Source organism: Rhizobium sp. L1K21, from assembly GCF_024055895.1.
GTDB lineage: Bacteria > Pseudomonadota > Alphaproteobacteria > Rhizobiales > Rhizobiaceae > Ensifer_A.
In genome coordinates this window covers 263,480-289,598 of the sequence record NZ_JAMXLE010000003.1, presented here as the reverse complement: position 1 = coordinate 289,598, position 26,119 = coordinate 263,480, and the positions used below count along the sequence as shown (strand labels likewise).

The 26,119-nt window shown below is 57.1% G+C and carries 29 protein-coding genes; 23 read left to right on the top strand and 6 right to left on the bottom strand.

The genetic code is table 11. The features are described from left to right. The first annotated feature begins 3 nt into the window (after positions 1-3). The 14 genes from NHF56_RS16320 to NHF56_RS16255 all read left to right on the top strand — a co-directional run bounded on the left by NHF56_RS16320 (position 4) and on the right by NHF56_RS16255 (position 13,986). Positions 4-2,946 carry a 4Fe-4S dicluster domain-containing protein gene (locus NHF56_RS16320; protein ID WP_252806480.1) on the top strand — a complete coding sequence of 981 codons (2,943 nt, stop codon included), beginning with the start codon at positions 4-6 and terminating at the stop codon, positions 2,944-2,946. Continuing rightward, positions 2,939-4,285 carry an NrfD/PsrC family molybdoenzyme membrane anchor subunit gene (gene nrfD / locus NHF56_RS16315; protein WP_252806478.1) on the top strand — a complete coding sequence of 449 codons (1,347 nt, stop codon included), beginning with the start codon at positions 2,939-2,941 and terminating at the stop codon, positions 4,283-4,285. The genes NHF56_RS16320 and nrfD overlap by 8 nt, the downstream gene beginning before the upstream one ends. Next, positions 4,278-4,859, top strand: a complete 582-nt coding sequence (locus NHF56_RS16310; protein ID WP_252806476.1) for a quinol:electron acceptor oxidoreductase subunit ActD — start codon at positions 4,278-4,280, stop codon at positions 4,857-4,859. The genes nrfD and NHF56_RS16310 overlap by 8 nt, the downstream gene beginning before the upstream one ends. Beyond that, a complete protein-coding gene (locus NHF56_RS16305; protein ID WP_252806772.1) occupies positions 4,859-5,392 on the top strand; it encodes a cytochrome c in 534 nt (177 codons plus the stop codon). The genes NHF56_RS16310 and NHF56_RS16305 overlap by 1 nt, the downstream gene beginning before the upstream one ends. Beyond that, positions 5,389-6,438 carry a hypothetical protein gene (locus NHF56_RS16300; protein ID WP_252806474.1) on the top strand — a complete coding sequence of 350 codons (1,050 nt, stop codon included), beginning with the start codon at positions 5,389-5,391 and terminating at the stop codon, positions 6,436-6,438. Before NHF56_RS16305 ends, NHF56_RS16300 begins: the two co-directional genes overlap by 4 nt. Next, on the top strand, positions 6,428-6,820 hold the full coding sequence (locus NHF56_RS16295; RefSeq protein ID WP_252806472.1) for a hypothetical protein: 393 nt from the start codon (positions 6,428-6,430) through the stop codon (positions 6,818-6,820). Before NHF56_RS16300 ends, NHF56_RS16295 begins: the two co-directional genes overlap by 11 nt. Continuing rightward, entirely contained in the window at positions 6,817-7,611 is a 795-nt protein-coding gene (locus NHF56_RS16290; RefSeq protein ID WP_252806470.1) for an SCO family protein, read from the top strand. Before NHF56_RS16295 ends, NHF56_RS16290 begins: the two co-directional genes overlap by 4 nt. Next, the gene (gene coxB / locus NHF56_RS16285) at positions 7,608-8,558 is read left to right on the top strand and encodes a cytochrome c oxidase subunit II (protein ID WP_252806468.1); all 951 of its coding nucleotides are present in this window, start codon (positions 7,608-7,610) and stop codon (positions 8,556-8,558) included. Before NHF56_RS16290 ends, coxB begins: the two co-directional genes overlap by 4 nt. Continuing rightward, a complete protein-coding gene (locus NHF56_RS16280; protein ID WP_252806466.1) occupies positions 8,555-10,231 on the top strand; it encodes a cbb3-type cytochrome c oxidase subunit I in 1,677 nt (558 codons plus the stop codon). The genes coxB and NHF56_RS16280 overlap by 4 nt, the downstream gene beginning before the upstream one ends. After that, complete coding sequence (locus NHF56_RS16275) at positions 10,224-10,859, top strand: cytochrome c oxidase subunit 3 (RefSeq protein WP_252806464.1); 636 nt, start codon at positions 10,224-10,226, stop codon at positions 10,857-10,859. The genes NHF56_RS16280 and NHF56_RS16275 overlap by 8 nt, the downstream gene beginning before the upstream one ends. 7 nt (positions 10,860-10,866) lie before the next feature. Next, a complete protein-coding gene (locus NHF56_RS16270) occupies positions 10,867-11,133 on the top strand; it encodes a cytochrome C oxidase subunit IV family protein (protein WP_252806462.1) in 267 nt (88 codons plus the stop codon). Positions 11,134-11,232: 99 nt separating this feature from the next. Beyond that, on the top strand, positions 11,233-11,889 hold the full coding sequence (locus NHF56_RS16265) for a redoxin domain-containing protein (RefSeq protein ID WP_252806460.1): 657 nt from the start codon (positions 11,233-11,235) through the stop codon (positions 11,887-11,889). A 267-nt stretch (positions 11,890-12,156) separates the two neighbouring features. After that, entirely contained in the window at positions 12,157-13,443 is a 1,287-nt protein-coding gene (locus NHF56_RS16260; protein WP_252806457.1) for a PRC-barrel domain-containing protein, read from the top strand. A 366-nt stretch (positions 13,444-13,809) separates the two neighbouring features. Then, a complete protein-coding gene (locus NHF56_RS16255) occupies positions 13,810-13,986 on the top strand; it encodes a hypothetical protein (RefSeq protein WP_252806455.1) in 177 nt (58 codons plus the stop codon). Here NHF56_RS16255 and NHF56_RS16250 read toward each other — a convergent pair. Then, positions 13,968-15,218 carry a cation:proton antiporter gene (locus NHF56_RS16250; RefSeq protein WP_252806453.1) on the bottom strand — a complete coding sequence of 417 codons (1,251 nt, stop codon included), beginning with the start codon at positions 15,216-15,218 and terminating at the stop codon, positions 13,968-13,970. The genes NHF56_RS16255 and NHF56_RS16250 overlap by 19 nt on opposite strands. Before the next feature lie 70 nt (positions 15,219-15,288). Beyond that, positions 15,289-15,507 carry a hypothetical protein gene (locus NHF56_RS16245; RefSeq protein WP_252806451.1) on the bottom strand — a complete coding sequence of 73 codons (219 nt, stop codon included), beginning with the start codon at positions 15,505-15,507 and terminating at the stop codon, positions 15,289-15,291. A 222-nt stretch (positions 15,508-15,729) separates the two neighbouring features. Here NHF56_RS16245 and NHF56_RS16240 point away from each other — a divergent pair, with 222 nt between their 5' ends. The 5 genes from NHF56_RS16240 (at position 15,730) to NHF56_RS16220 (ending at position 19,707) form a co-directional block, all read left to right on the top strand. Beyond that, positions 15,730-16,308: a DUF4142 domain-containing protein gene (locus NHF56_RS16240; RefSeq protein ID WP_252806449.1), complete on the top strand. Its 579-nt coding sequence runs from the start codon at positions 15,730-15,732 to the stop codon at positions 16,306-16,308. Between the two features lie 174 nt (positions 16,309-16,482). Next, positions 16,483-16,863, top strand: coding sequence for a hypothetical protein (locus NHF56_RS16235; RefSeq protein WP_252806447.1), 381 nt, complete (start codon positions 16,483-16,485; stop codon positions 16,861-16,863). Positions 16,864-16,884: 21 nt separating this feature from the next. Next, complete coding sequence (locus tag NHF56_RS16230) at positions 16,885-17,850, top strand: CAP domain-containing protein (RefSeq protein ID WP_252806445.1); 966 nt, start codon at positions 16,885-16,887, stop codon at positions 17,848-17,850. 120 nt (positions 17,851-17,970) lie between these two features. Beyond that, entirely contained in the window at positions 17,971-18,432 is a 462-nt protein-coding gene (locus NHF56_RS16225; protein WP_252806443.1) for an SH3 domain-containing protein, read from the top strand. Positions 18,433-18,453: 21 nt separating this feature from the next. Beyond that, positions 18,454-19,707: a PRC-barrel domain-containing protein gene (locus tag NHF56_RS16220; protein ID WP_252806441.1), complete on the top strand. Its 1,254-nt coding sequence runs from the start codon at positions 18,454-18,456 to the stop codon at positions 19,705-19,707. A gap of 84 nt (positions 19,708-19,791) precedes the next feature. Here NHF56_RS16220 and NHF56_RS16215 read toward each other — a convergent pair whose 3' ends face one another. The 3 genes from NHF56_RS16215 to NHF56_RS16205 form a co-directional block, all read right to left on the bottom strand. Further along, entirely contained in the window at positions 19,792-20,559 is a 768-nt protein-coding gene (locus NHF56_RS16215) for an SUMF1/EgtB/PvdO family nonheme iron enzyme (protein ID WP_252806438.1), read from the bottom strand. 16 nt (positions 20,560-20,575) lie between these two features. Beyond that, the gene (nirK, locus tag NHF56_RS16210; RefSeq protein WP_252806436.1) at positions 20,576-21,799 is read right to left on the bottom strand and encodes a copper-containing nitrite reductase; all 1,224 of its coding nucleotides are present in this window, start codon (positions 21,797-21,799) and stop codon (positions 20,576-20,578) included. 62 nt (positions 21,800-21,861) lie between these two features. Further along, entirely contained in the window at positions 21,862-22,314 is a 453-nt protein-coding gene (locus tag NHF56_RS16205; protein ID WP_252806434.1) for a pseudoazurin, read from the bottom strand. Positions 22,315-22,467: 153 nt separating this feature from the next. On the opposite strand from NHF56_RS16205, the gene NHF56_RS16200 reads away from it, so the two are divergent. Continuing rightward, positions 22,468-23,184: a Crp/Fnr family transcriptional regulator gene (locus NHF56_RS16200; RefSeq protein WP_252806431.1), complete on the top strand. Its 717-nt coding sequence runs from the start codon at positions 22,468-22,470 to the stop codon at positions 23,182-23,184. Here the strand turns inward: NHF56_RS16200 and NHF56_RS16195 are convergent. After that, entirely contained in the window at positions 23,168-23,383 is a 216-nt protein-coding gene (locus NHF56_RS16195; protein ID WP_252806429.1) for a DUF1858 domain-containing protein, read from the bottom strand. The genes NHF56_RS16200 and NHF56_RS16195 overlap by 17 nt on opposite strands. A 123-nt stretch (positions 23,384-23,506) precedes the next feature. Between NHF56_RS16195 and NHF56_RS16190 the strand changes: the two genes are divergently transcribed. From NHF56_RS16190 to NHF56_RS16180, 3 genes are read left to right on the top strand one after another with little or no spacing between them, the layout of a single operon-like run. After that, a complete protein-coding gene (locus NHF56_RS16190) occupies positions 23,507-23,959 on the top strand; it encodes a cytochrome c (RefSeq protein ID WP_252806427.1) in 453 nt (150 codons plus the stop codon). A gap of 12 nt (positions 23,960-23,971) precedes the next feature. Next, on the top strand, positions 23,972-25,321 hold the full coding sequence (locus NHF56_RS16185) for a cbb3-type cytochrome c oxidase subunit I (protein WP_252806425.1): 1,350 nt from the start codon (positions 23,972-23,974) through the stop codon (positions 25,319-25,321). Positions 25,322-25,324: 3 nt separating this feature from the next. After that, the gene (locus tag NHF56_RS16180) at positions 25,325-26,119 is read left to right on the top strand and encodes a CbbQ/NirQ/NorQ/GpvN family protein (protein ID WP_252806423.1); all 795 of its coding nucleotides are present in this window, start codon (positions 25,325-25,327) and stop codon (positions 26,117-26,119) included.

The window sequence follows — 26,119 nt, the reverse complement described above, 5'->3', positions numbered from 1 at the left end:
ACCATGGAAAAGGCAATGGAGCTGATCAGAAGCCGGATGTCCGGACAAAGCGGCCGTGACTTCTGGGTGAAGCTCGATGAACTTGCATCACTTCCAGAGCTTTCCCGCCTCTTCAGCCGGGAAGAAAACACCGGCAGGCCGGGCGCGCTCGATATCAGCCGCCGTTCTTTCCTGAAGGCATTTGCGGCCTCGGTTGCCGTCTCGGGCGCTGCCGGATGCTCCTCCAACCCCGATGAAAAGGCGCTGCCTTATGTCAAATCACCGGATTCAGAAGGCCCTTATGAAGCAGCCTATTATTCGACTGCGGTGACATTTGCCGGTTACGCTCAGCCGGTCGTCGGGAAAACATATGCCGGCAGACCGGTAAAGCTCGAAGGCAATCCCGATCATCCCTTGACTGCGGGTGCAACGGACCCGTTCATGCAGGCCGCGCTTTATGGGCTTTATGATCCTGCGCGCTCGCAAACCCCGAAACAGAACAACCGTGAAACAAGCTGGGGGAATTTCGAGAGGGCCTGGGTCAGCCGGCTCGCAGAACTGGACGATGCAAGTGGTGAAGGCTTGCGCCTTCTCACCGGCCATATCACTTCGCCGACCGCTCTGAGGCAGCTGGCGCTTCTCAAAAAGCGATGGCCCCGCATGCGCGTCCACCGCCTCGAAGTGGCCGATGGCGAAAGCCGCAGGGGCGCGGCTTCGATGGCCTTCGACCGGGAACTCGATCAGCATCTTCACCTTGATGCGGCGGAAACCATTATCAGTTTCAATGATGATCTGCTTGGTCCCGGCCCGCACCAGGCGGCCAACGCGCGCAAATGGGCTGAGCGTCGCCGCGGGTTTCGCGCAGGCGAGGGTGCGAGCACACTGTTTGTTGCAGAACCCATCCCGACACTCACCGGCTCACGCGCGCAAAACCGCCTCCTGGTTTCGGAAAGCCGCATTGGGCTTCTTCTGGCTAGATTTACAAAAGCGCTGGGGATTAACGTCGCCGAAACACAGGCGGCGCTGACGCAGCAGGAAGCGCAATGGCTGGACCTTGCGATTGCTTCAGCGCGGACGAACCCGTTGCGCACACTCATCACGGCAGGCAGTCACCACTCTGCCGAAGTCCAAGCCCTGGCGATGCTGGCAAATGAGAGGCTGGGTTCTTCCGGCACGGTTCTGCATTATTCCGAGCCGATCGGTTTGTCTGAACGCGATCCCTCGACTGGTTCGTTTGGCGAACTGCTGGAGGACATGGAACAGGACCGCGTGTCCCACCTGCTGATCTTCAACTGCAATCCAGCTTATGCGTCCCCCAACGCGCGGGAATTTACCGAGGCGGTGAAAAATGTCGACTTCATTCTCCATGGCGGACTGCATTTCGATGAGACCGCGCAACTCTCAACCTGGCACACCCCGCTTCAACATGAGCTTGAGACCTGGAGCGATGCCCGTGCCACCGACGGTACGGTTTCGATCATCCAGCCGCTCGTTCAGCCCTATTATGACGTTCGCTCGCTTCATGCCGTGCTCTCCACGATTGCGGGTTCGCCCATGGATGGCCGGCAGATTGTGGAAGAAACCTGGCGCAATCAATGGGGCGGGGACTTTGAGCAGCGGTGGAAAGATACGCTCATCGCCGGCTATATGGAGGCAAGTGCCGCAGATCCCATTCGCCCGAAGCTCTTCGAACGAGAGGTTTGGAACGCGGGTGAAAGCTCAGATGAAGACAAACTGCGTCTTTCCATCAGGCCCGATCCCGCCATCTGGGACGGGCGCTTTTCCGACATCGGCTGGCTGCAGGAACTGCCCAAGCCGATCACCAAAATCACCTGGGGCAATGTGGTGACGATCAGCCCCGCCTTCGCCCTGGAGCGCCAGATTTCGAACGGCGACGTCGTTTGGGTAGAGGGGGAAGACGGTGGTATCGCGGGTCCAGCCTGGATCATGCCGGGACAAGCCGACAATACGATCGGCCTGACCCTTGGATATGGCCGTTCAGGCGGTGAACGTCTTGCCGATGGGCTGGGCTATGATGCTTATTCCATGCTTTCACCGAAGGGGTCAGGCGCGCCAAGACACGTCAACCTGTCGGCGACCAGCGAGCATGAAGAACTCGCAACAACCCAGCCCAATCAGGACATGGGCGAGTACGCGTTCGTTCGCACCTTCGAGCGTGGCAATCCACCATTGGAGGAGGAGCCTGCCGAAGAGCTGCCGAGCTTTTATCCGAGGCAGCAATGGGACAGTCCGTCCTGGGGCATGTCCATCGATCTTGACGCCTGCATCGGCTGCAATGCCTGCGTCGTCGCCTGTATGGCCGAGAACAACGTACCTGTGGTTGGCAAGGAGCTCGTTGCCGAAGGTCGTGAAATGCACTGGCTGCGCGTTGATCATTATTTTGCCGGTGACGATCTTGATCCGCAATCGCATTTTCAGCCCGTACCCTGCATGCATTGTGAAGACGCGCCCTGTGAAATGGGTTGTCCGGTCAATGCCACCGTGCACACGTCCGATGGGCTCAATATGCAGGTTTATAACCGCTGCATCGGCACGCGCACCTGCTCGTCATTCTGCCCTTACAAAGTGCGCCGGTTCAACTGGTTCGATTATACGGGCAGTGATGCCGAAGAGATTCAGGCGATGCGAAACCCCGAGGTTACGGTGCGTGACCGGGGCGTCATGGAAAAATGCAGCTATTGCGTTCAGCGCATCAGTGAAGCCCGGATCGAGGCCAAGAAGGAAGGCAGGGACATCCGCGACGGAGAGGTTCGCACCGCATGTCAGCAGGCCTGTCCGACACAGGCCATTGCCTTCGGCGATGTCGTCGATCCCGATACCGAGGTGAGCAAACACAAGGCGGAACCCAGACATTACACGCTTCTGAAAGAGGTCAATACGCGTCCCCGCACCACCTATCTCGCCAGGGTCAAGGCGACGAGACGGAGGAGGTGCAGGGATGAGTGAAGCCACCCCAAGCACCGATCGAACGTATAGCGGCATTTCGGGCGAAATCACCGGCATTCCGGTCGCGTTTCCGAATGTGCGGGCCTGGTGGATCTGCTTTGGTTTTTCCCTTTGCCTTCTCCTGCTCTTTTTCATCTCGGCAGGTGTTCTCTTCCGCTACGGCGTCGGGGTCTGGGGTAATAATATCCCCGTCAATTGGGGGCTGGCGATTTCCAACTATGTCTGGTTCTTGGGCATCGGCCATGCCGGTACTCTGATATCGGCGCTCCTGCTTCTCGTGAATGCACATTGGCGCAATTCGCTGAACCGCTTTGCCGAAGCGATGACGCTGTTTGCCGTCATCTGCGCCGGCCTTTATCCCATCCTGCATCTGGGCAGGCCGTGGCTCTTTTACTGGATGGCCCCCTATCCGAATTCAATGGCGATATGGCCGCAATTCAAGAGCCCGCTCACATGGGACTTCTTTGCCGTTTTGACCTATCTGACCGTCTCAGTGCTCTTTTGGTACATCGGCATTGTGCCGGATCTGGCCGCCGTCCGCGACCGGGCAAAAAAGCGTCGGTATCAGGTCTTTTACGGGCTTTTTGCCCTGGGTTGGCGCGGGTCTGCGCACCATTGGGCGCGTTGGCGTCAGAGTTACCGGCTGGTAGCTGCAATTGCCGTGCCACTCGTCGTTTCCGTTCATTCGGAAATCTCGCTTCTCTTTGCCGCCGGACCCATTCCGGGTTGGGCCTCCACGGTTTTTCCACCCTATTTTGTGCTGGGGGCCGCTTTTTCAGGCTTTGCGGTGGTTGCAATGCTTGCCGTGCCTTTGCGGCATGCTTTCGGTCTCAAGGATTTGGTCACGGAACGCCATCTGGACCTGCTGGCCAAATTCCTGCTGGCGACCGGCTTCATGACGGCATATGGCTATGTTGCAGAGGTCTATGACGTCTTTTACTCCGGCGAGCAGCAGGAAATGGCAACCATGATGGACCGGTTTTCGGGTGCCTATGCCTGGAGCTACTGGGGTGCGGTGATTGCCAATTTTGTGCCGCTCCAACTGCTTTGGTTCGCCGCCATTCGCCGCAATCCCATTCTTCTTTTTCTCATCAGCCTGTCGGTCGTCGTCGGCATGTGGTTCGAGCGTTACATGCTGCTCGTAAGCTCCCTTTACCGCGACTATCTCGTTTCCTCCTGGGGTGAATATCACGCCAGCTTCTGGGAATGGTCGCTCTATGCCGGCATGATCGGCGTTTTCCTGGTGCCTTTTCTGCTCTTCGTCCGCTTCCTGCCAATGATCTCCGCATTCGAGGTCAATGAGGTTCTGTCGAAGGAAAAGGAGGCTGCACGTGGCTGAAGCTTCTCGCGAACGCGAACCGGCACCTAACAAGGAGGCCATGTTCGGCTTCATAGCCGAGTTTGACCGGCCATCCCGGCTTGTCGAGGCGGCTGAAACCACCCGCAAGGAGGGCTATGTGTCCATGGACGCCTATTCGCCCTTCCCGATCAGCGGTTTGGCTGAAGCCCTCGGCCATAGTGACATGCGTGTACCCTGGCTCACCCTCTTTGGTGGAATCTTTGGCGCGGCTATCGGCTTGGGGCTGCAGATTTACACCAATCTCGATTATCCGCTCAATATTGGCGGGCGACCGCTGATTGCGTTCCCGGCTTTCATGTTGATCACGTTCGAACTGTTGGTGCTTTTCGCCGTCCTCTTTTCAATCATCGGCATGCTGGTGCTCAATCATCTCCCGCGGCTTCACCATCCGGTTTTCGATGTGGAGGATTTCCAGCTTGCCAGTTCGGAAAAGTTCTTCCTGATCATCTTTGCAAATGATGAGAAGTTTCACCCGGAACAGACGCTCCAATTTCTGGAAAGTTTGCAGCCCTTGCGGGCTGAAGCCGTGCAGCACGCGGAGGAGCCGGAATGATGCGCCGCTACCTCACCATGCTTTTCGCGCTACTGGCATTGTCGGCCTGTGATGAAATGAACCAACAGCCACGCTACGATTCCTATGAAGAGAGCCCGCTCTTCAGAGACGGAAAATCACTGCAATCGGCTCCGCCCGGCACCGTCTCCAGAAACGCGCGGGCTGATGCGGAAGCGTTGCTGAACCGCCCGCCGATGACGTCTGCCCTGCTCGAACGGGGCAGGGAGCGTTTCGAGATTTACTGCAGGCCATGCCACGACGCTTCCGGCTACGGCAATGGAACAGTGCCGGCGCGCGGCTTTCCAAAGCCGCCTAGTTTTCACAGCGCCCGGCTTCGCCTTGCAGGTCCGGCCTACTTTGTCTCCGTCATCACCGACGGCCATGGGGTGATGTACTCCTATGCGGATCGCGTTGCGCCTGCCGACCGCTGGGCGATTGCCGCCTATATTCTGGCCCTTCAGCGCAGCCAAAGCGCAACCCTCGATGCGCTTACAGCCGCAGAACGGCAAAAACTAGCAAAGGGGGGATCATGAGACGCCGTCACCTCGGTATTGTCATTGCAGCCGTCGTGCTGACCCTGCTTGCGCTCCTTGCAGCCTTCATGATGCCCGGCGGCCTTTACGGCTGGCTTACTGCCATCTTTTTCTGGAGCAGTTTTCCCATTGGTGGCTTGCTCCTCATTCTGATGATGCAACTCATTCCGGGGCGATGGACCCATGAATATGCCGATGGAATCGAGCCGCTTCTGTTTCTCTTTCCCCTGGCGTTGATCTTGTTCCTGCCGGTGGTTCTTTCGACCGTGGATATCTATCCGTGGGCGCAGGAGGGGAGTGGGCGAAGCGCAAGGATTTATTTCTCCACCTCCTTTTTCGTTCTGCGCACGGTTTGCTTCTTTGCTGCGGCAACACTCATTTCGATTGCGTTGTTGTGGCGGCCACACTGGTCAACGCCCGTTGCCGTACTGGGGCTGATACTGCTCTCGGTGGGCGGCATGGTGGTCTATTCCGACTGGCTGATGTCGCTGACGCACGATTTTCACTCCTCCGGCTTCGGCCTTTATGTCCTGTCAATTCAGGCGACGATCGCGCTTTGCGGGCTCATTTTACTGCGCATGTTCCGGCCTCTGTCCGACACGGCCTATGGCCTGCATGGCGGGCTTTTGCTCTGCGCGCTGTTGTTGTGGATCTATTTCGCTTTCATGCAGTTTTTCATCATCTGGTCCACCGATCTTCCCAACGAGGTTGCCTGGTACCTCATTCGTGCGGAGGGCGTGTGGAACATCCTGATCTGGGTGATTGCTATGCTTCACTTCATTCCGGCCTTTCTCCTGCTTTTTGCGCCGCTTCGTCGCGGGCGTTATTGGCTCGCCGGTTTCGCCGTCAGTGTCCTCATTGGAAAGTGGCTGGAGACGCTCTGGATCGTGCTGCCCGGACATGAAAACGGGTCCTCTGTGCTGGTGGCGACCTTGAGCTTTGTCGGGCTCGGCGGCCTGAGCCTAATAGTGGCTTTTGCAGCAAGGGCTCGCTTGCAAAATGGTGGTTTTGCTTCGAACACCTCGGGAGCGAGTCATGGTGCCTGAAGCAGGAAAAGAAACATCAGGACCCGATTATGAAGCCCGTGACGCAAGCACGCGTTCTGTCCTTCTGGTTGGAGCAGGGCTCATTGCCGGGATCCTCGTTTCGTTCGGCGTCGTCGCTGGAATTGTTGCTTTGTTGGGCGGGTGGAAACCCACGCCGGCAATGCTTGACGCGCCTTCATGGCAGTCAGCCGCGTTTCCGCATCTGCAGGTCAGACCAGGCAAAGAGGGGGCTGCCTTGCGCAGAAGGAATGCGGCAAGGCTTGAGGGCCTTGGTTGGGCCGACGAAGCCGCCGGGCGGGTTCATATTCCCATTGAGCGGGCCATGGAGCTGATCGCTCGGGAGGGGTGGCCGCGCCAGGCAAAGGAAGAAGGAGGGACATGATGCGTATCAGCCACATCCTGATCTGCCTGTTTCTTGCCGCCACACCGGCGGTGGCAAATTTCAATCCTTTCGACAAGGCCGGGATCGACCAGAAGGAGAATGCGCACGTTCCCATGGACCGCGTCTTCACAGATGCGGGCGGAGAGCCGGTAACCCTTGGCCAGCTTGGCGGCGGCAAGCCCATCGTTCTCGTTCCCGTCCTCCACCATTGCCTCAACATCTGCGGTGTCACGCTCGGTGGTCTGATGAGCGCGATCGAAGCGCAGGCGTTCAAGCCGGGCGAAGACTTTGTGCTGGTCGCCTTCGGCATCGACCCGGACGAGGGGCCGGCAGCGGCAAGAGACGACCTCGACGCATTGCGCAAGCGCTTCCCGGACATGTCATTCGAGGGCATTCATGCCCTGACCGGCGATCAGAAGCCCGTTTTCGAGGCGATGGATGCACTCGGTTATCGCTATGGCTATGATGAGACGATCGAACAATATGCCCATGTTGCCGCCACGGCAGTGCTGACATCCGACGGCACGCTTTCGCGCTGGCTTTACGGATTATCGCCGCAACCCAACGACCTGAAGCTTGCGCTGACGGAAGCCGGGCGAGGAGAAATCGGCAACTGGACGGACCAGCTTCTCCTGCTTTGTTACCATTATGATCCGGTCACCGGCCAATACGGCTCAATCGTCCAGATTGCGCTCAAGGTCAGCGGCGGTCTTTTCGTCGTGGGTGCCGGCAGCCTCATTGGCTTCGCGCTGATGCGGGAGCGCAGGAAAACAAAGGGGAGCAAGGCATGAACGATTTTGCCTCCGCCTGGCCCGATGCGGCCTCCGCCTATGCATCGAATGTCGATTTGCTGGCGCTGTTTTTCATGGCGTTGGTTGTCATCCTGTCGGCACCCGTTTTTATTTTGATGGTGGTATTCGCCACCAAATATCGCCGCGGAAAGAATGCCGACCGGACAGAGCCGATCAACCGCAATATGTGGGTCGAAGTGTCATGGGCCGTGGTTCCGTTTCTGCTCATCCTGTTTTTCTACGGCTGGGCTACATCCCTTTTCATCGTCCACGCCAGTCCGCCTTCGGATGCGCTGGAAATCAAGGCCGTTGGCAAGCAGTGGATGTGGAAGTTCCAGCACGCGGGCGGCCAGCGCGAAATCAATGAACTGCATGTGCCTGTGGGCAAGGACGTAAAGGTCGTCCTGGCATCCCAGGATGTCATTCACAGTCTTTACATTCCAGCCCTCAGGATCAAACAGGATGCGGTGCCGGGCCGTTATACCGAGCTTTGGTTCAACGCAGAAAAGCCTGGCACCTACTGGCTGGCATGCGCCGAATTCTGCGGCACGGACCATTCGGCAATGACAGGCAAGTTCATCGCCTTGCGCCCTGCAGACTATTCCCGCTGGCTTGCCGAAAACGGCAGTGACGGGTCGCTGGCAGCCGAAGGCGAGAAGCTCTTTGTGTCGAGCGGTTGCAGCGGCTGTCATTCGCCGGATGCCAAGGTTCACGCGCCGAGCCTTGCGGGCTTGTACGGTCGGCCTGTGCCGCTGGAAAACGGCGACGTTGTCACGGCTGACGATCAATATATCCGCGACAGTATCCTCCTGCCGCAATCGCAGATCGCAGCCGGTTATCCACACATCATGCCCACCTTCGAGAACATCTTGAGCGAGGAGGATGTGTTGAAACTCGTCGCCTATGTGAAATCCCTGGCAAAGGCCAGTGAGGAGAATTTGCCATGAGCAGCGTCACCAATCACGACGAGCGGCCCAATCCGGACAATCTCGACGATCCCGGCCTTTCCGAAACGAAGACCGAGCGCGTCAGTTATCTTCGCGCCGGGCATACGCTCAGATCCTGGCTCTTCACGACCGATCACAAGCGCGTCGCGCTGCTCTACATGATGTCGATCACGTTCTTCTTTTTCATTGGAGGCATCGCGGCGGCTTTTGTGCGTGCTGATCTTCTGACACCCTCAGCCGATCTTATGACCAACGAAGGCTATAACCGCGCCTTTACCCTTCACGGGGTCATCATGGTGTGGTTCTTCCTCATTCCTTCAATCCCGAATACATTCGGCAATTTCCTCATCCCGTTGATGATCGGCGCGCGTGATCTCGCCTTTCCGAGACTGAACCTTCTCAGCTGGTACATCTTCATTCTGGGAGGGATATTCACGCTTTTCGTGCTCATTCTGGGCGGCGTCGATACCGGCTGGACCTTCTACACGCCGCTTTCATCCATGTATGCCAATGGCAATGTCGTTCTGGTCGCGACCGCTGTTTTCATTGTCGGGTTTTCATCCATCCTGACCGGACTGAATTTCATCGTGACGATCCACAAGCTTCGCGCGCCGGGTATGACCTGGGGCCGGTTGCCGCTCTTTATTTGGTCGCACTATGCCACGTCAGTCATTCTTGTTCTGGCAACGCCGGTGCTTTCCGTCACGCTTGCGCTCATTGCTGCCGAGCGGCTTTTCGGACTTGGCATTTTCAATCCGGAGCTCGGCGGCGATCCGCTCCTGTTCCAGCATCTCTTCTGGTTCTACAGCCATCCTGCTGTCTATATCATGGTGCTGCCGGCGCTCGGCGTTGTGTCAGAGCTGGTGGCTGCCGCGGCCCGCAAGCCCGTCTTCGGCTACAAGTTCGTGGCCGGGTCCTCCATCGCCATTGCCGTTATCGGCTTTCTGGTCTGGGGACACCACATGTTCGTTTCCGGCCAGTCGATCTATGCGAGTGCGGTGTTTTCGTTTCTCAGCCTCGTGGTCGCCGTGCCATCGGGCATCAAAATCTACAATTGGACCGCAACACTTTACAAAGGCGATATATCGCTCGATCCGCCCTTTCTGTTTGCCATGGGCTTTATCGGACTTTTTGTCGTCGGCGGACTGACCGGACTGGCCGTTGCCATGCTGGCCATCGACGTCCACTTGCACGACACCTATTTTGTCGTCGCGCATTTTCATTACATCATGGTGGGCGGAACGGTATCGGCCTATTTCGGCGCGCTGCATTTCTGGTGGCCGAAGATTGTCGGCCGGCTCTATTCGGTCGTCTGGGGCCGGTTGAGCGCGATGTTTATTTTCATCGGTTTCAACTTCACCTTCTTCCCGCAGTTCATCCTGGGATACGAGGGCATGCCGAGACGCTATCATGTCTATCCCGAGCAGTTTCAGGTGCTGCACGACATGTCGTCCATCGGCGCCAGCATTCTCGGCATCGCCTACCTGATGCCCGCCGTCTATCTCTACTACTCGCTTCGATATGGCCAGCCGGCGGGAAACAATCCGTGGAACGTCACGGGGCTTGAATGGACCATTCCGTCGCCCCCGCCAAAGCACAATTTCGATGAGATTCCGACCGTAGACGGGCCGCCTTACAACTACCCTGTCAGGAAGGAGGCCAAGCATGCGTGAACTGCCGAAAGTTCAGACCCCCTATGTTGATCGCGCCCAGCAGCATGAGGCCGGGATCATGGGAATGCATATCTTTCTGGCAAGCGAGATCATGCTTTTTGGCGGGATTTTCATGGCGATCGCCGTCATTCGCCAAGCGCATTCGCAGGAGGTGGTCGAGTATTCAAAGGAGCTGCACTATTACCTGGGTGCCATCAACACGATGCTCCTCCTGACCTCGAGTTTCCTGGTCGCTGCAGCCGTGCACATGTCGCGCCATGCGCGTCGCAAGGCCGTTCTTGCGCTGCTCGTTTCGGCTGCCTTTCTCGGTCTTCTGTTCCTGGGTCTGAAGGGCTTTGAGTATTGGAGCGAATTTCAGGAGGGCAGGCTGCCCGTTGCGGGAGGGATGGAGAAAATCAACAGTGCGCCGGGCAGGCTTTTTCTCAATCTCTATCTGGTTTCAACATCGCTGCACGCCGTCCATCTGACAATTGGCGTCATTGCCCTTCTGGTGGTTGCGGGCCGGATCTACACGCGCCGTTCAGCGCTTCCGCAACGCTCCGTGGTGGTGGAAACGACAGCAGCCTATTGGCATCTCGTCGATATCATCTGGATTTTTCTCTATCCCCTTCTCTATCTGGCGCGGTGAGGCCGACATGAAAACAGGCGTTCTCTTTTCAGTTTGGGTCGCGCTTTCTGCGCTTCTTGTTGCAACCGTGGTTGCGAGCTTTTTCTTAACCGGAATTCCCTCTCTTGCCGCCGGGCTGTCCATCGCATCCATCAAGGCGGGCCTTGTCTTCTGGTACTTTATGGACTTGAGGGGCGAGAAAGGCCTTGTGCGACTGTCCGCTGTCGTTGCCATCCTCTGGCTCTTTATCTTCTTTCTCCTGGTTGCACCGGATTATCTTTTTCGGACGGTTTGAACGGCGGGAAGCTTACGGTTTGTGGGCAATTGGAACATGGCGTGCGATCCCCGGTTAGGTCGGGCGAAAAGATCCCAGCACAAACAACGGAGCGATCCCATGAAACCGGACATAAAACCGGGTGCGAAGTTTCCGGACTACGTACTCCCAGACCATACCAAAACGGCCCGTCGACTTTCCTGGTTGCAAGGCGACCAATTGATGATCGTCGTACTCACACGCGGTTTCTTCTGCCCGAAGGACCGGGCGCATATGCTGGAACTTGTGCGGTTTCATCAGCAATGCGTGGTCGGCTATACCCAGCTTGTCACCATCACCACAGATGACTGGCACGTGACCAACAATTATCGTCAGCAAACGGATGCGCAATGGCCGTTTCTTTATGATGAAGAGCGCATGGTCCAGAAGGATCTGGATATCAAGGAATATACCGATACCTCTCACGACGTGATGATCCCGCACACCATCGTTCTCGGGCGCGACCTCGAAATCCACAAGGTCTATAACGGTTATTACTATTGGGGTCGCCCATCAATGGCCGAGCTGCACGCCGATCTTCGCGATCTCGCACAAAAGACCTATCAGGATTGGGATATTACAAGGCCCGAACTGCGCAAGAAATGGGAAGAGGGCGATATGTCGGACTTCTACCCTTATGGAGACAATTCCATTTCCATGGAAGGTCTCATGCTGGAGATGGCCGGTGCAACCGACCAATATGCTGGTTCGCCACAGATGCCGGCAAAAAAAGAATAACTGCGCCTGAACACACGCCGTGGCCATGGTGTCGCTGCACAAATGCCGGTTTTTCGACGTGATCCTGGAACGTCGCCGCGGTTTTATCGTTAGGCGGGCAGATGTCTCTCAGCTGGCGCTTACATGCGCCGGATAAAGGGCATTCGGACAGCGCCTTTCGGTGCGGCTGACACGAACATTTGCCGCCACGGCGCAAACCCATCCACTCATGAGGATGTGCGTATCCACATGTCCAGATTTCGTGCATCCCAAAAGAAGGAGAACGCTATGCGAAAGCTAGAAACAGCGCTTGCTGTCATTTTGATGGCCTCGCCAGCCGTTGCCGCGCAGCAAAACACTGCTGACAATACGGCAAAATCCAATAACCAGCAGGAGGTCGACCGTGCTGAGAATGCCGTATTCTCCCGTTGGGATACAAACAACGATCAGCGCCTCGAAAATCAGGAGTTTGTCAGCGGACTTCATGACGCATGGAGCGGCGACAATGATCAGATCGACCAGGCCGCTTTCGACGAGAACTGGAACAACTGGTTCACCGCCGAAAAGCCTGATTTTTCCGAGATCGACGAAAACGACGATGGCCAGTTGTCGCAGGACGAGCTCAACACTGCCGTCAACGAAGCCAACCTGCAGGACAATTGGCAGGGAGCAGAAGACAGCTATCTCACGCCGGAAGAGTTCAGAGCAGGCATGCAGTCTGTCAATGACCGCAACCGCGATGGCACCCTGGATCAGCAGGAGACCGAAGGGCTTCTCACAATCGTCGAAGTGATCGTTCCGGCCGACACGCAAACTGCATCTCAAAACAGCCAGGCAGACCCCAGCGAGGTGCGTGTTGGAAACGTCATTTCCTTACGTGACTGGGATACCGACAGCCTCTACGGTTCGACCTGGAGCGCGGAAGCCCTGTTCGATCGCAATGTCTATAGCCCCGGCGGCGAAGAGATCGGCGACGTCGAGGACCTGATCGTGGGGTCCGATGGTACACTACTGGCTCTGGTCGCCGAAGTCGGCGGCTTCTGGGATATCGGCGATACCCATGTCAGCATCCCGTGGAATCAAGTCAGCTTCCGCGATGACGGTTCGCTGACGGTTCCGGTGACCGAAGAGAACGCGGATGACTTCAGCATCATCAACACGCCTTCGAAACAGCAGCTATCCGGTGGGATCGTGTCCAATCTCGATGATCGCGACATCGGTCTTCGCGCATGGCGTGCATCCGAACTGATTGGCGACCGTGCGCGTGTTCACGCAGGCACAGACCAGGTTGGTGATCAAACCTCTGCCGGAAGCGACACGACAATGAACAGCCAATCTGCAAATTACCGGGACTTCGGCTATGTTCAGGACCTGCTTTTTGATGAGGGCAAGATCGCTGCAGCCGTTGTCGAGGTTGCACCGGGTTATGGTGTGCGAGGCCGCTTCGCTTACCCATATTACGGTTATGAATATGGTTGGACGCCGGGCAGCCAGTATTATGACCTGCCTTACACGGGCGACGAGGCCGCAACCGTGGAGCCCCTCAATCAGGACCGGCTAAACGACGAAAGCTGACCGGTAAGATCACGCGAAAAACAAGAGATGCGCAACAAGCAAATCTGGCCAGCCGGAACCTCCGGTTGGCCAGTTCTACCTTTAAATCTGTATTAGCCCGCGACGAAGGTACGAAACTGTACATACGAGGAATGGCGGCATGCGTTCGTAGACGCCAACCAAGCGTTGTGTTATTGTTATCCTCAAATTAATTCAGATTTCCGTCAATTTTCAATGATAGAAAATCTAATGAAAGCCTCTTTGCTGACAAAAAACGTCAGTGTTTGGTCGCGCCAAAGCCTTCCATCCGAGACAAGGGAAGGACGGGCGGTGAAAGACCAGATTTTAAATATATATGGAACGTTTACGCCGCAGGATATCGCGATCATGCGTGAAGCGATCCGCATTGCCCGCAGCGAACAGGAAGGACAACCCTTCCAGGATGACGGGGTGCTCGAAGAAACCGTGGTCAGGCTTTATGCCCGGGGAATGGTTGATCCGGCAAGGCTTGGCCAGACAGCTGCCCTGCTTGCCAAACATCGGCGTCAATCCAAACGCTCTTGATGGAAGTCCTTTCTGCCAGCGCGAAATGAACGTGCCAGCGGTGTGGCCGAAACGCCATAAATCAGTACAGACACGAAAGCGACCATGGAACCGGCTTCCCACAGGATGGATGTACCTGCGTCTTCCTTCGAGAAGGTGAGGTAATAGATCGTCGAAACCCCCACGGGGCCGAACCATCCGAGGAAGGCGGCTTCATTCAATGAAGCCACTTTCGGGATCGCGCGCCGGGCGATAATCCAGAACAGTGGCCTTCTCAGCAGCAGAACGGCTATGGAGAATGCTGGCCCTTGCCAGCCGAAGGACACCCATGCGTCCCATGGCAGCATGATGCCGATCAGCACAAAAACCGGAAGATCAAAGAAGCGTTCCACCGCCTCCTGAAGGTGCTCCTGTTTTTGCAGTTCAGGACCCGCCACCTGGCTGAAAGCCACGCCCGCGGCAAAGGTTGCCAGAATACCGTCGCTGCCCATCAGCCGTGTGGCTGCCAAAACGACGATGGAGAGGGCGAGCGCGATTGTCATGATCGATTGCGGTTCGGAAACCGGTTGCCGTCTGGCCCATTTAAAGAGCCGCCCGGCACCCCAGCCGAAAAGGACCCCCAGTGCTGCGCCGCCCAGGATTTCCCAGATCAGCACGCGCACCAGCCATTCAGTCCAGGCGGCGCGTGCCGTTTCTCCAATCAACAGAATGGGCAGCATGACGAAAAGCAGGGCAAGCCCGTCATTGGCGCCGCTTTCCGCCGTCAGCAGGTTGCGCATGCGGGCGGGCACGTTTTCTTTGGCAACCTTGCCGTTGACGATAGCACCCGCCACCACAGGATCGGTGGGGGCGAGTGCTGCGCCAATGAGCAGGGAAAGAAGAAGCGGCAGCTGAAGAACGAAATAGGCGGCTGCCGCACTGGCCGCCCAGGTGCATAGCATCAACGGGCCGATTGCCATGGCAACGGAGAGGTAGGCGTTAGACAAATAATGCCGCGGCATGCGCAGTGCTGCTGCCATAACCGCGATACAAAGTGTCAGCCGGGCAAGCTCTTCAAGGGCGAAATACTTGTCTACCGGCAGCTTGTCGGGATCGACAAGTCCGCTCACATGCGGCCCGAGAAACGTGCCGAGCAGGATGCAAATGAGGCTTTCGCCAATCCAGAGCTTGTTCTTGAAGTAGCCAGCGACCAGACTTAGCGCCAAAACCACTCCGCCAGCAATCAGGATTGCTGAATTGAAGCCCACATTCATATGTCTGTTCCCTTCCACGCTGCAGCGCGAACGGCGCAGCGTCCTTTATCGGTTCGCAAATGTCCGGGAATTACCGATCTGATCGCCTGTTTGCGGCGTGGTCCTTGTATTCCTCGGTCTGCACGTTCTTGCTGTCGAGGCCGCGTTCTTCGGAGTGGCTGGCCTTGTCGCGATTGGAAAGAACCTTGTCCTTATCCAGGATGTCGTCATCGAGTTCCGTCATCGCGCCGCTTCCATCGCCTTTGCCCTGGCTTCCCTGTTTGAAGTGTTTTTTGTCGGCATTCGCCATCATGCATCTCCTCTCTCTCGGGTTGGCTGAATGCGCGTCGAACAGTGTTGTGCGGTCAATGTTCCCGCAGCAGTGAACATTCATTCACGGCGCCTGCAGCGCACGCACAAAGGCTCAAAGTCATAGTTCCACGCATCGGCGCTTTTCGCGCAAACGACGAATTTCCTGGGGAACACTATCGGCAAAGTCGGGTTAGGACGGCTTCCAAAACAGGAGACAGTTATGAAACTTACCACTTTGACATCCGTGCTCTTGATGCTTGCCGCGCCGGCATTCGCACAGTCGAGCGACACAAACTCCACAATGGAGACCGCACCGTCCGGCGCAGCCACGGCAGCATCGTCATCGTCAGACGCAGCAAATGATACCGAGATGGCACCAGCCACCGCAGAATTCGTGGAAAAAGCTGCACGCAGCGACATGTTCGAAATCCAGTCCAGTCAACTGGCCGCCGGACGCACGGATGGCGCGACAAAGGACTTTGCCGAGCAGATGGTGAACGATCATCAAAAGACAACCAAGCAGCTGAAGGACCTGGTTACATCCGGGTCGATCGATGCGGAATTGCCCACCGCCATGTCTCAGAAGCAGCAGGACATGCTCGATGAGTTGCGATCGCTGGACGCTGATGCTTTCGCAACCCAGTATCGCAACCAGCAGGTCAACGTGCATGAAAAGGCTGTTGAACTGTTTGATCAATACGGCAACCGGGGCGACGACGAGGCGCTCAGGCAATGGGCGGCAGAAACGCTTCCGACACTTCGTGATCATCTCCAGATGGCCAGGGATCTGCCGGAATAAACGCTGCCACCCGAAACGACCGCCCCGTCTTCCCCGAAGCCTCCTCCCCTTCAACCCCGCGAGCGGGAGCGGTCGTTTCACCAACTGCCCGGTCCCCACAGGAGGCCTGGAACAAACCGAACGCCTGCTGGTTGGCCCCCTATGCAAAACTCAGTTCACAAAAATCGACAAACCTTGGCCGCAATCACCCTCGTTGCGGCTGCCGCCTCTTATCAACCCGCGCATGCCGACGAGCCCATTAGATTGCCTGCCGGGCAGGTTGTTACCGACATTGCCCAAAACAGCATGAGCGCGGAAGAAATTCTGCAGGAGGATGCGATAACAAGCGTGCGCGTGGTGACACTCGCGGATTTCGAAGGAGCCCGCCTGCAGGACCTTCAGGACACGCTGGGAAATGCAGAAGACAATTTTGCGGAAGTTCGCTCGGCGATCGTGCGAAATGAAGCCTGGGAAAAAAAGCTTCTCGAGAGAGGCGTGAGCATCGACGACGTGCGGGCCGTGACACGCGATCCGACCGGGGCGGTGACATTTTATGTGCATATGCCATCACCCTGATACAGGGTCAGCGGAGTTGGAATGATACGGATCAACGGACGCATTATCATCGGCGCTTTCATCGCATCGGCTTTGATCGGCGCGGCGGTCCTGCTGACCACCGAGAACGCAGACGGCCAATCACGGGATGAGACGGACCTGCGCGCCTTGCGCAAGCAAGCGCTTTCCCTGGTCAATCAAGCCCGAACCACAAGGGATCGTTCGGAGCTTCATCTCTCAGAGCCGCTCAATGCGGCCGCCCAATCCCACGCCGAGGACATGCTGCAACGCAACTACTACAGCCACACGTCACCCGAGGGCGACGATGTGCGAGACCGGTTTATGGACCAGGGCGGCAGCCGATGGAAACTGGTGGCCGAGAATATCGCGACATGCCGCGGTTGCTCAGTTCCGTCCGACGCCGGGCGTGTGCGAGAGTTTCATGAAGGGTGGATGCAAAGCCCCGGCCACCGCCGCAACATCTTGCAGGAAGGACTGTCCGGTTTCGGCTTTGGCATCGCCGGCGCAGACGGCACGATTTACGCTGTGCAGACATTCGCAGGCGCTGGCACCTCCGCTGGCGGCGAAGAACAAGTACGAGAGAAGAGCCTTTCCCGCGATGAACAAAGCGACTTTGCACTTTCCGTACTCAATGAGAAACGCCGGGAGGCGGGGCTTTCTCCCCTTCAGCCGAGCGATCATCTCGCGCAAGCGGCTTTGAACCTTCAGGAAAACGGCAGCTCGCTCAACGATGGCAGGGATATCTACGCCGCTTTGCCCGAGGGGCGAGGCGATTGGCGCAGCATAAACCTGTTGCAGGCAACCTGCGGCGGGTGCGGTACCGAGCCGATGCGTAGCGACATTCGCCGTTTTCTCGATCAGTGGCTTGATGGTCGCGCCTCGCAAAGTCCACTTCTGGCGGAGTCCGCCACGCATTTCGCGCTCCACCTGCACGCCAACGGGGAAGGCCGTAAGTCAGCGATTGCGCTCGTTGGCAGCCATTTCTGAACTTTGCTGGTCGCCAAAAGACCTCTTTCGGGAACAAGTCTGGAGGGGCTTTGTTGGGGTGCTTTCAATCCAACGGTTCCGAGACTTACTCGGGACCATGGCCGGAAGGAGGTTCCAAAAATGGACAGGAAAACCATCTTTACGCTCGGCTTGGGTCTAGGCCTGCTGCTGCCGGCAGTTGCAGAGGCTGCCAGTGCGTATGCAACAACAGACGTGAACATGCGGGCGGGTCCGGGCACGAACTATCCGGTTCTCGATGTCATTCCAGACAATGCACGCGTGCAGATTTTTGGCTGTATGCGCCAGCGCAGCTGGTGTGATGTCGCCTATCGCGGCACACGTGGTTGGACCTCGCAGAATTATCTGCAGGTCCCCTACCAGAACCGCCGTGTGCCGGTCAGGCCGCGCGTCTATCGCCCGCTTGGTATCCCCAACGCCACATTCTCAATTGGCCCTTATTGGGATCGTCATTATCGCGGCCGAGATTTCTACCACGACCGTCGCCGGTGGGACCCGCGAGACCGCGGAGATCATCGTCGACATTGCCGTGAGGGCCGAGGTCACTGCAGAAACAATCGATAGATAGGAAGGAGGGAGGCACTCATGCTGAAAACCCTGACCACCATCACACTGGCACTGTCTGCGGTGCCGCTCCACGCCCAGGTCATTCGCCGTGAAGGCGAGCCGATTCAGCCTGATCCATCAGAGGTTAGCCGCCTGACCAAAGCCGTTTTTGAACGCTGGGACGCAGATGGGGACGATCTGATCGGCCTGGGTGAGTTCTCCGCCGGTCTGCATCAGGCATGGACAGGGCCCAGCAAAAGCCTGGACAAGGAGGTGCTCGACGCGCACTGGCAGGCATGGCTCGACACACCGGCGCCGGACTTCGCGGCTGCGGACAAAAACGGCAACGGACGCCTTTCAAAGGACGAGTTGCTGGTAGCCATTCGCAACGCGCATTTCGCCAATAGCTGGATGGGCATGAATGACGGACAAATGTCCTATGACCAGTTCAACAACGACATATTCGACGCGGTGGAACGAATGGGCATGAGCCCATTTGAGCAGATCGCCGATCAGGCAGCACCGCAAAACAACGACTATTCCGCCCTGGAGGCCGAACAGCCGATCATCGAATTGTCCAAATGGGATCCCGACAGTCTTTATCAGGACGGGTGGAACCTTGATGCGATTTTGGACAAACCCGTGTTCGGTCGCGACCGGCAGGAGATCGGCTCCGTTGAGACCCTGCTGATTGCCAGTGACGGACGCATCGAGGCACTGGTGGCCGAGGTCGGCGGCTTCTGGGATATCGGTGATACGCATGTCAGCGTGCCGTGGGACGAGGTGCAATTTCGCCAGGACCGCAGCGTTGTCATTCCCGTCACGGAAGACAATGTGGACGATTATAATACAAATCAGGTTCTTTCGCGCGAGGCGGTATCCGACAATGTGGAGACGAACATCACAAAAAGTGAAATCGGCCCCAATGTCTGGCGGACCGGTAGGTTCATTGGCGATATGGCCCGTACCTATGTGATGAGCAACGTTCCCGCCGAGGACGGCGCTGATGATAAGTCGGCAAAAGAGAACTACTCGGCTGCGCCACGCGTGACACAAGGCCCGCATCATTCTTACGGCTACGTCTCGGACCTGGTCTTCAAGAACGACAAGATAGCAGCAGTGCTCATCGATCCTTTTCAGGCACAGGGAGGAGAAGGGTTGCGTGCATATCCGTTTTACGGTGGCGACTATGGCTGGACACCCGACGCGACCTATTACGATCTGCCTTATTCGAACAAACAAACGGCAGAGCAACCTGCATTCAATGTAGAAAGGTTAGCCGCACCGGGGTGATGTCAAGAGCCGCGCAATTGTTGCTTTTGTGAGTGGCGCTGGCACTCAAGACATTGAGAAAAGCGCTGCCAGGCCGTGCAAGGGCTATTTCTGCGTGACTGGCAAAACCGGCTCGTCTGTCACCAATCTGAAACCCAGATGCGCGGGTGGTGCGCCCACCGCGCAGCCTCCGCGGGCGGGATCGCGTTCGATGTAGGGAATGGCTGCGATATGTTCGCCGCCAGCGAAGAATGCGGGACATCGTTCGCGGGGTACCGGCTGTTCGCCTTCGCCGCTGTAGCAGTCATCCGTCCATTCCCAGACGCTGCCGTCAAGATCGGCGACACCTTCCTTGCTGATGGAGAAGCTTCCCTTGGTTTTAAGTGTGCGCGGCGCAAGACCGGCTGTCATATAGGTGGAGGCCCATCTGAGATCGGGGGATGTGAAAATCGGGTCCGGCTCCTTCGGCAGCACATCCTTGGCCATGAATTCCCATTCCTCCATGGAAGGCAGCCGGAAGGGATGGTGAGCCCTCTGACCAATCCAGAGCACGTATTGTAAGATATCCAGATAGTTAAGTCCGGTTGCAGGTGTGTCTTCAGGCTCTTTTCCGGGCTTGGGACGCAACGCTTCAGAGCATGCGCCATCCTCGAAACAGGCATTCCATTCCGCAATCGTTACTTCATATTTCTGAACGTAGATCAGACGGCCATCCGGCATGGCAACCGGTTGCTCAGCCATCTGCGGAACATAACGCATATCGGGGCCGCGCATGGCATACGCGGCCCCGATGGCAAGTGCCGCCGCCAGCAAACCTGCAAGCCCAAGGCGGGTTGCGCGGTGATCAGCCAGTCGGGCGGCGGCGGGATTCATGATGTCATCTCCTCATTCAGCTGCCGATGTGATGCGGTGCAACCACCTGTTCCATCAGGTTGTTGTCCCATTCGCCTTCCACCACGAAATGGGCTGTAGCTCCCAGAAGCGCGGCTTCAATGAGGTTATGGTTCACATAGGCGTAAACACCGGGCTGTTTGAATGTGTAGAGCGCTGCGCCCGAACTGCCACCGCGAATGAGCCAGGTTTCAAGACCGGTCTGCGGTGCATCACCGAATGAACCGGTTTCCCACACGAAATCGCCGTGACCACCAATCAGGTGCGGGCGGGTGTCGCGGTTGGCCTGGTTGTGGACCATCAGCACTGTTTGTCCGACTTTTGCCTTCAGCGCATGATCCCCGGTCAAAGCGCCAACGGCACCATTGAAGACCTCGTGGGTGGGAACGAGCGTCCGCATCGCATCCACGCTGTCGCTGTAGTCGTCGCCGGCAGCATCATAGGTCTTGAAGTCCCCGTTCTCGTCGCGCGGCAGATAGTAGTCCTGCTCACCGATATAGGCGATGCTGTCATAGTGCAGCGGATTGCCCTTGGCATCTTTCAGCCCGTCGCGCGGCAGCACCATCATTGTGCCGTTCATGCCATGGGCAACGTGGTAGGGGATCATCGCCCCGCCGGGTGCACAGTGATAGGTGAAGACGCCGGGTTTGGTGGCTTTCCAGCGCAGAACCGTTTCTTCGCCGGGGAAGACGTGAGTGAGACCACCGCCGCCAAGTGCACCGGTCGACGCATGGAAGTCGATATTGTGCTCCATCAGATTGGTCGCGGGATTGCGCAGCGTGAGTTCGACATAGTCGCCCTCGTGGGCAATGATGAGTGGTCCGGGAACCGAACCATTATAGGTCAGAGCCCAGATGCTGGCGCCGGTGTCTTCGTCCACCACCATCAGCTTTTCTTCGATATCCATGGTGACCTCGATGATCTTCGGGCCACCGGTGGCAATCTGCTCATGCTCCGGTGCAAAAGGCGGTTGAACGAGCTCCTGCTTTACGCGGGTGTAGCCCGTCAGGTCCGCAGGTTTCGCCTTGCTGCCTTCGCTGACTTCAGCGGCAATCCGGTGAACGGGCAGTTGGCGTGGTCTTACCAGGTTGAGTTTTGGCATGACGGGCTGCGCCTTTGCAGCAGAACCAACGGCTGCTGCTGCCGCGCCCGCCAGCAACCCGCCCCTCAGCAGGTTGCGGCGATTGACCTTCAGGTTTTCGGTATTGAGTAACTTACGCATTGTAACCTCCAATGGTTCACGATTACCGGGGTCAGTCCATCTGGCTCCGGAGGTTTGAGAAATCAGTTTGTTGCAGGTGCGGTCTCGGCCAGCTTCTGGAGTTGCGCTTCGAAACGTTCCTTAGCCTTCGGCGGAATGCGGCCAGCGAGGAAATCGTCAGGTGCGGCTCCATTGCCCACTGCAACGGTCATCACCATCCCCATGGCAAAGTGCGGCTGGCATTCGACGCCGTAGTAACCTTCCTTGTCGAAGGTGACCTCGATTTCCTTGCTGATCTTGCCCTTGAAGTCCTCGGTACCATCCGGTGCCATACCCTTTACGGTCATGGCATTGTGGCCCTTGTCGGTCGCCACGAATTTAACCGTATCGCCGGGTGCGACGCGAACGGCGTCGGGCTCGAATACCATTTTCTCTTCACCAGATTTGTTGAGCATTTTGACTTCGATGGTTTCGGCAAATGCAACGCCGCTGAAGAGCGACGCAGCAAGCAGTGAAGTAGCGATAACGCGGAACATGGTCTTGTCCTTTCAATCTTGTGTTCGTTGACAAGAACAATAGGTCTTTCGCCCTCGCGAACGTTGTGCTGGCGCAAACTTCGTGATCGTTTTCGCCGGAGGCCGAGAAAAGAAACTGTGGCGTTGCTGCTGATCGTATGTTTATTGGATGGCATGCGAGACGAAGCACAGCAAAAGCCCATGGCGCGCCTGGATGAAAGCCTGTTGACGCACCTGCCGCCTTTTTCGCGGCTGGACAACAGGCAGATTCGCGACATTCTCGATCAGGCTACATCGAAGCGTTATAATGAGGGCGTCACGGTATTTGGCGAAGGCGAGGAAGCCGAGCGCTTCTTCATGCTGCTGGATGGATACATCCGGGTGATGCGCATCACCGATACCGGTGAGCAGGTGATAGCACTGCATATTCCGAGCGGTCAGTTGTTTGGCATTGCCCGCGCACTTGGCCGTGACACATACCCGGCGACAGCCGTCACCGCATCCGAAGCAATCATATTGAGTTGGCCGACCCGGCTGTGGGATCATTTCGCCTCTTATGATGGCTTCACGACAGAAACCTACAAGACTGTCGGTAAGCGCATCGGCGAGATGAACACCCGCATAGTGGAATTGGCCACGCAGCAGGTCGAGCAACGCATTGCCAACGCACTTCTGCGTCTCGTCAATCAGACCGGTCGCAAGGTGGAAGATGGTATTGAGGTCGATTTCCCGATCACCCGGCAGGATCTGTCGGAAATGACCGCCTCCACCCTGCACACGGTCAGCCGTCTCTTAAGCGCATGGGAAAAGGACGGTATCGTGAAAAGCAGGCGCAAGCGCATCGTCGTCAGCGACCCGCACCGGCTGGTCCTTCTCAGCCAGCCGCATTGACCGCATCGACAAGTTCGCTGACAAACGCATCCTCAGACAAGTCATATTCGGCACAGGCATCAGAGACCGTGTGAAACGGGTTGATCAGGCAGCCCACACACAGCATTCGATGCCGCATGAAAACCGGTATGGTCTGTGGCCATTTCTCCATCAGGTCGTTCAAGGTGATATCGGGATCGGTAATGCGTGCGTGCGGCATAGCAACATCCTTTCGAATTTGATGATAGCCAAGAATTCGCTTCAAACGTTGTTCCAGCACAAACTTCCCTGTCGTGAAAGCCGCTACCCCTCGGCTCCATCTTGAACCAAGGGGGGCCGATTCATGGCTGAAATTCTAACGAAATCGAGGGCGCGAAACGTGTTCTACGGGGGCTCATTGTTCTTCGTGGCCGTTTTTGTGGCGCTCACCGTGCATAGCCACATTTACATTACCGACGCATCCACGTCCGCCTTGCCTTTGAATGACGAGGTCGTTCACGGCAAGGAGGTGTGGGAGCGAAATTCCTGCATCAACTGCCATACGCTGCACGGGGAGGGTGCCTATTTCGCACCTGAGGTCGGCAATGTGATGACCCGCTGGGGAGTTGCCGACGATCCGGAGGCTGCCTTTGAAACCTTGAAAGGGTGGATGGAAGCACAGCCCTCCGGCATCGAGGGGCGCAGGCAAATGCCGCAATTCCATCTCACCGATGAAGAAATCCGCGGTCTTTCGGAATTCCTCCGCTGGGCCGATCACATGGACACCCAGGGCTGGCCGCCCAACGATGCGGGTTAAGGAGGAAAACCGATGAAATACCAATCACAAAAGGTAGCACTTGCCTATTTTGCCTGTGCGCTTGCCCTGTTTGCAATCCAGGTTCTCGGCGGGCTTTTGGCCGGCTGGGTTTATGTCTCGCCCAATTTTCTGTCAGAGCTTCTGCCGTTCAATGTCATTCGCATGATCCACACGAACGCGTTGATCGTTTGGCTTCTGCTCGGCTTCTTTGGCGCGGCTTACTTTCTTGTGCCGGAAGAATCCGAACGGGAAATCTTCTCCGTCAAACTCGCCTATCTGCAGCTCGCTCTGCTGGTCGTCGGCACGCTCGGTGCCGTGGTTTCCTATCTCGTGGGTATCCATGGCGGGCGAGAATTTCTGGAACAGCCCATGTGGGTGAAACTCGGCATTTTGGTTGCTGCCGTCATATTCCTCGTGAATATTTCGCTGACCGCCCTTGCAGGCCGCAAGACTGCGATCACCAATGTGCTGCTCATGGGGCTGTGGCTTCTGTCTCTGCTGTGGATCTTTGCACTCATCAATCCAGACAATCTGGGCCTCGACAAGATGTACTGGTGGTTCGTCGTTCACCTGTGGGTGGAAGCGACCTGGGAACTGGTCATGGCCGCAATCCTTGCCTTCCTGCTCTTGAAACTCACCGGGGTTGACCGCGAGGTTGTCGAAAAGTGGCTCTATGTCATCGTCGCCACAGCACTCTTCTCCGGTATTCTCGGCACTGGCCACCATTTCTACTGGATCGGCACGCCAGGCTACTGGCAATGGATCGGCTCGATCTTCTCAACCTTCGAAGTCGTTCCCTTCTTCCTCATGATGTCGTTTGCTTTCATCATGGTCTGGAAGGGCCGCCGCAACCACCCCAACAAGGCAGCACTTCTCTGGTCGCTCGGCTCGTCCACCGTTGCCTTCTTCGGCGCTGGTGTCTGGGGTTTCCTGCATACGCTGCACGGCGTGAACTTCTACAGCCACGGCACGCAGATCACCGCAGCACATGGTCACCTTGCTTTCTTTGGCGCTTATGTTGCGCTCAATCTTGCAATGTTCACCTATGCCATGCCGATGCTGCGCGGCCGCGAGCCCTATAATCAGGTGCTCAATATGGCAAGTTTCTGGCTGATGACCGGCGGCATGGCCTTCATGACCTTTGTCCTGACATTTGCCGGAACCATCCAGACTCATATGCAGCGTGTGGTCGGCGATTATTACATGGATGTGCAAGACACGCTTTCCATCTTCTACATCATGCGCTTTGGCGCAGGTGCGGCGGTGGTCATCGGCGCGCTTCTCTTCATCTATTCGATGGCTGTCGTTCATAGGCGCGAGGTCATTGCGCCTGGTGAAGCCAACCCGGCACCAGGAGAGTAAGCAATGAACATGCACATCTCTTCCACTCTGCCCTTTTACGAGCCAGCCGGACGTGAATGCGAGCTCTTTGAAATGGCTTTTGAAAACGGTTTGCCCCTTCTTCTGAAGGGGCCGACCGGATGCGGCAAAACCCGTTTTGTCGAACATATGGCGGCAAAACTGGGTAAGCAGCTCTATACTGTCGCATGCCACGACGACCTCTCCGCGGCGGACCTCATAGGGCGTTATCTGCTCAAGGGCGGGGAGACAGAATGGGTGGACGGGCCTCTGACCCGTGCCGTGCGCGAAGGTGCGATCTGCTATCTCGACGAGGTGGTGGAAGCGCGCAAGGACGTGACCGTCGTTCTGCACCCGTTGACCGATGACCGGCGCACGCTGATGATCGACCGCACCGGCGAAGAGCTGCAGGCGCCTCCCGGCTTCATGCTGGTTGCCTCTTACAATCCGGGCTATCAGAATGTGTTGAAGCGGCTGAAGCCTTCCACCCGCCAGCGTTTCCTGTCCATGACATTCGGCTTTCCCGAAGCGGAAGCGGAAATCGCCGTTGTTGCCCGCGAAAGCGGTCTCGAAAAGGGTCGCGTTGCACCTCTCGTGCGTCTTGCCGGGCATATCCGCGCCCTTTCCGGAATGGATCTGGAAGAGGGTGTTTCCACCCGTCTTCTGGTCTATACCGCCAAGCTGATGGCCCGCGGCATGAACGTGGATCAGGCAATCCAGGTTGCCATTATCGAACCTTTGACAGACGAGCCGGACGTGAAGCAATCGCTGCGCGATCTGATCTCGACCATTTACGGGTGA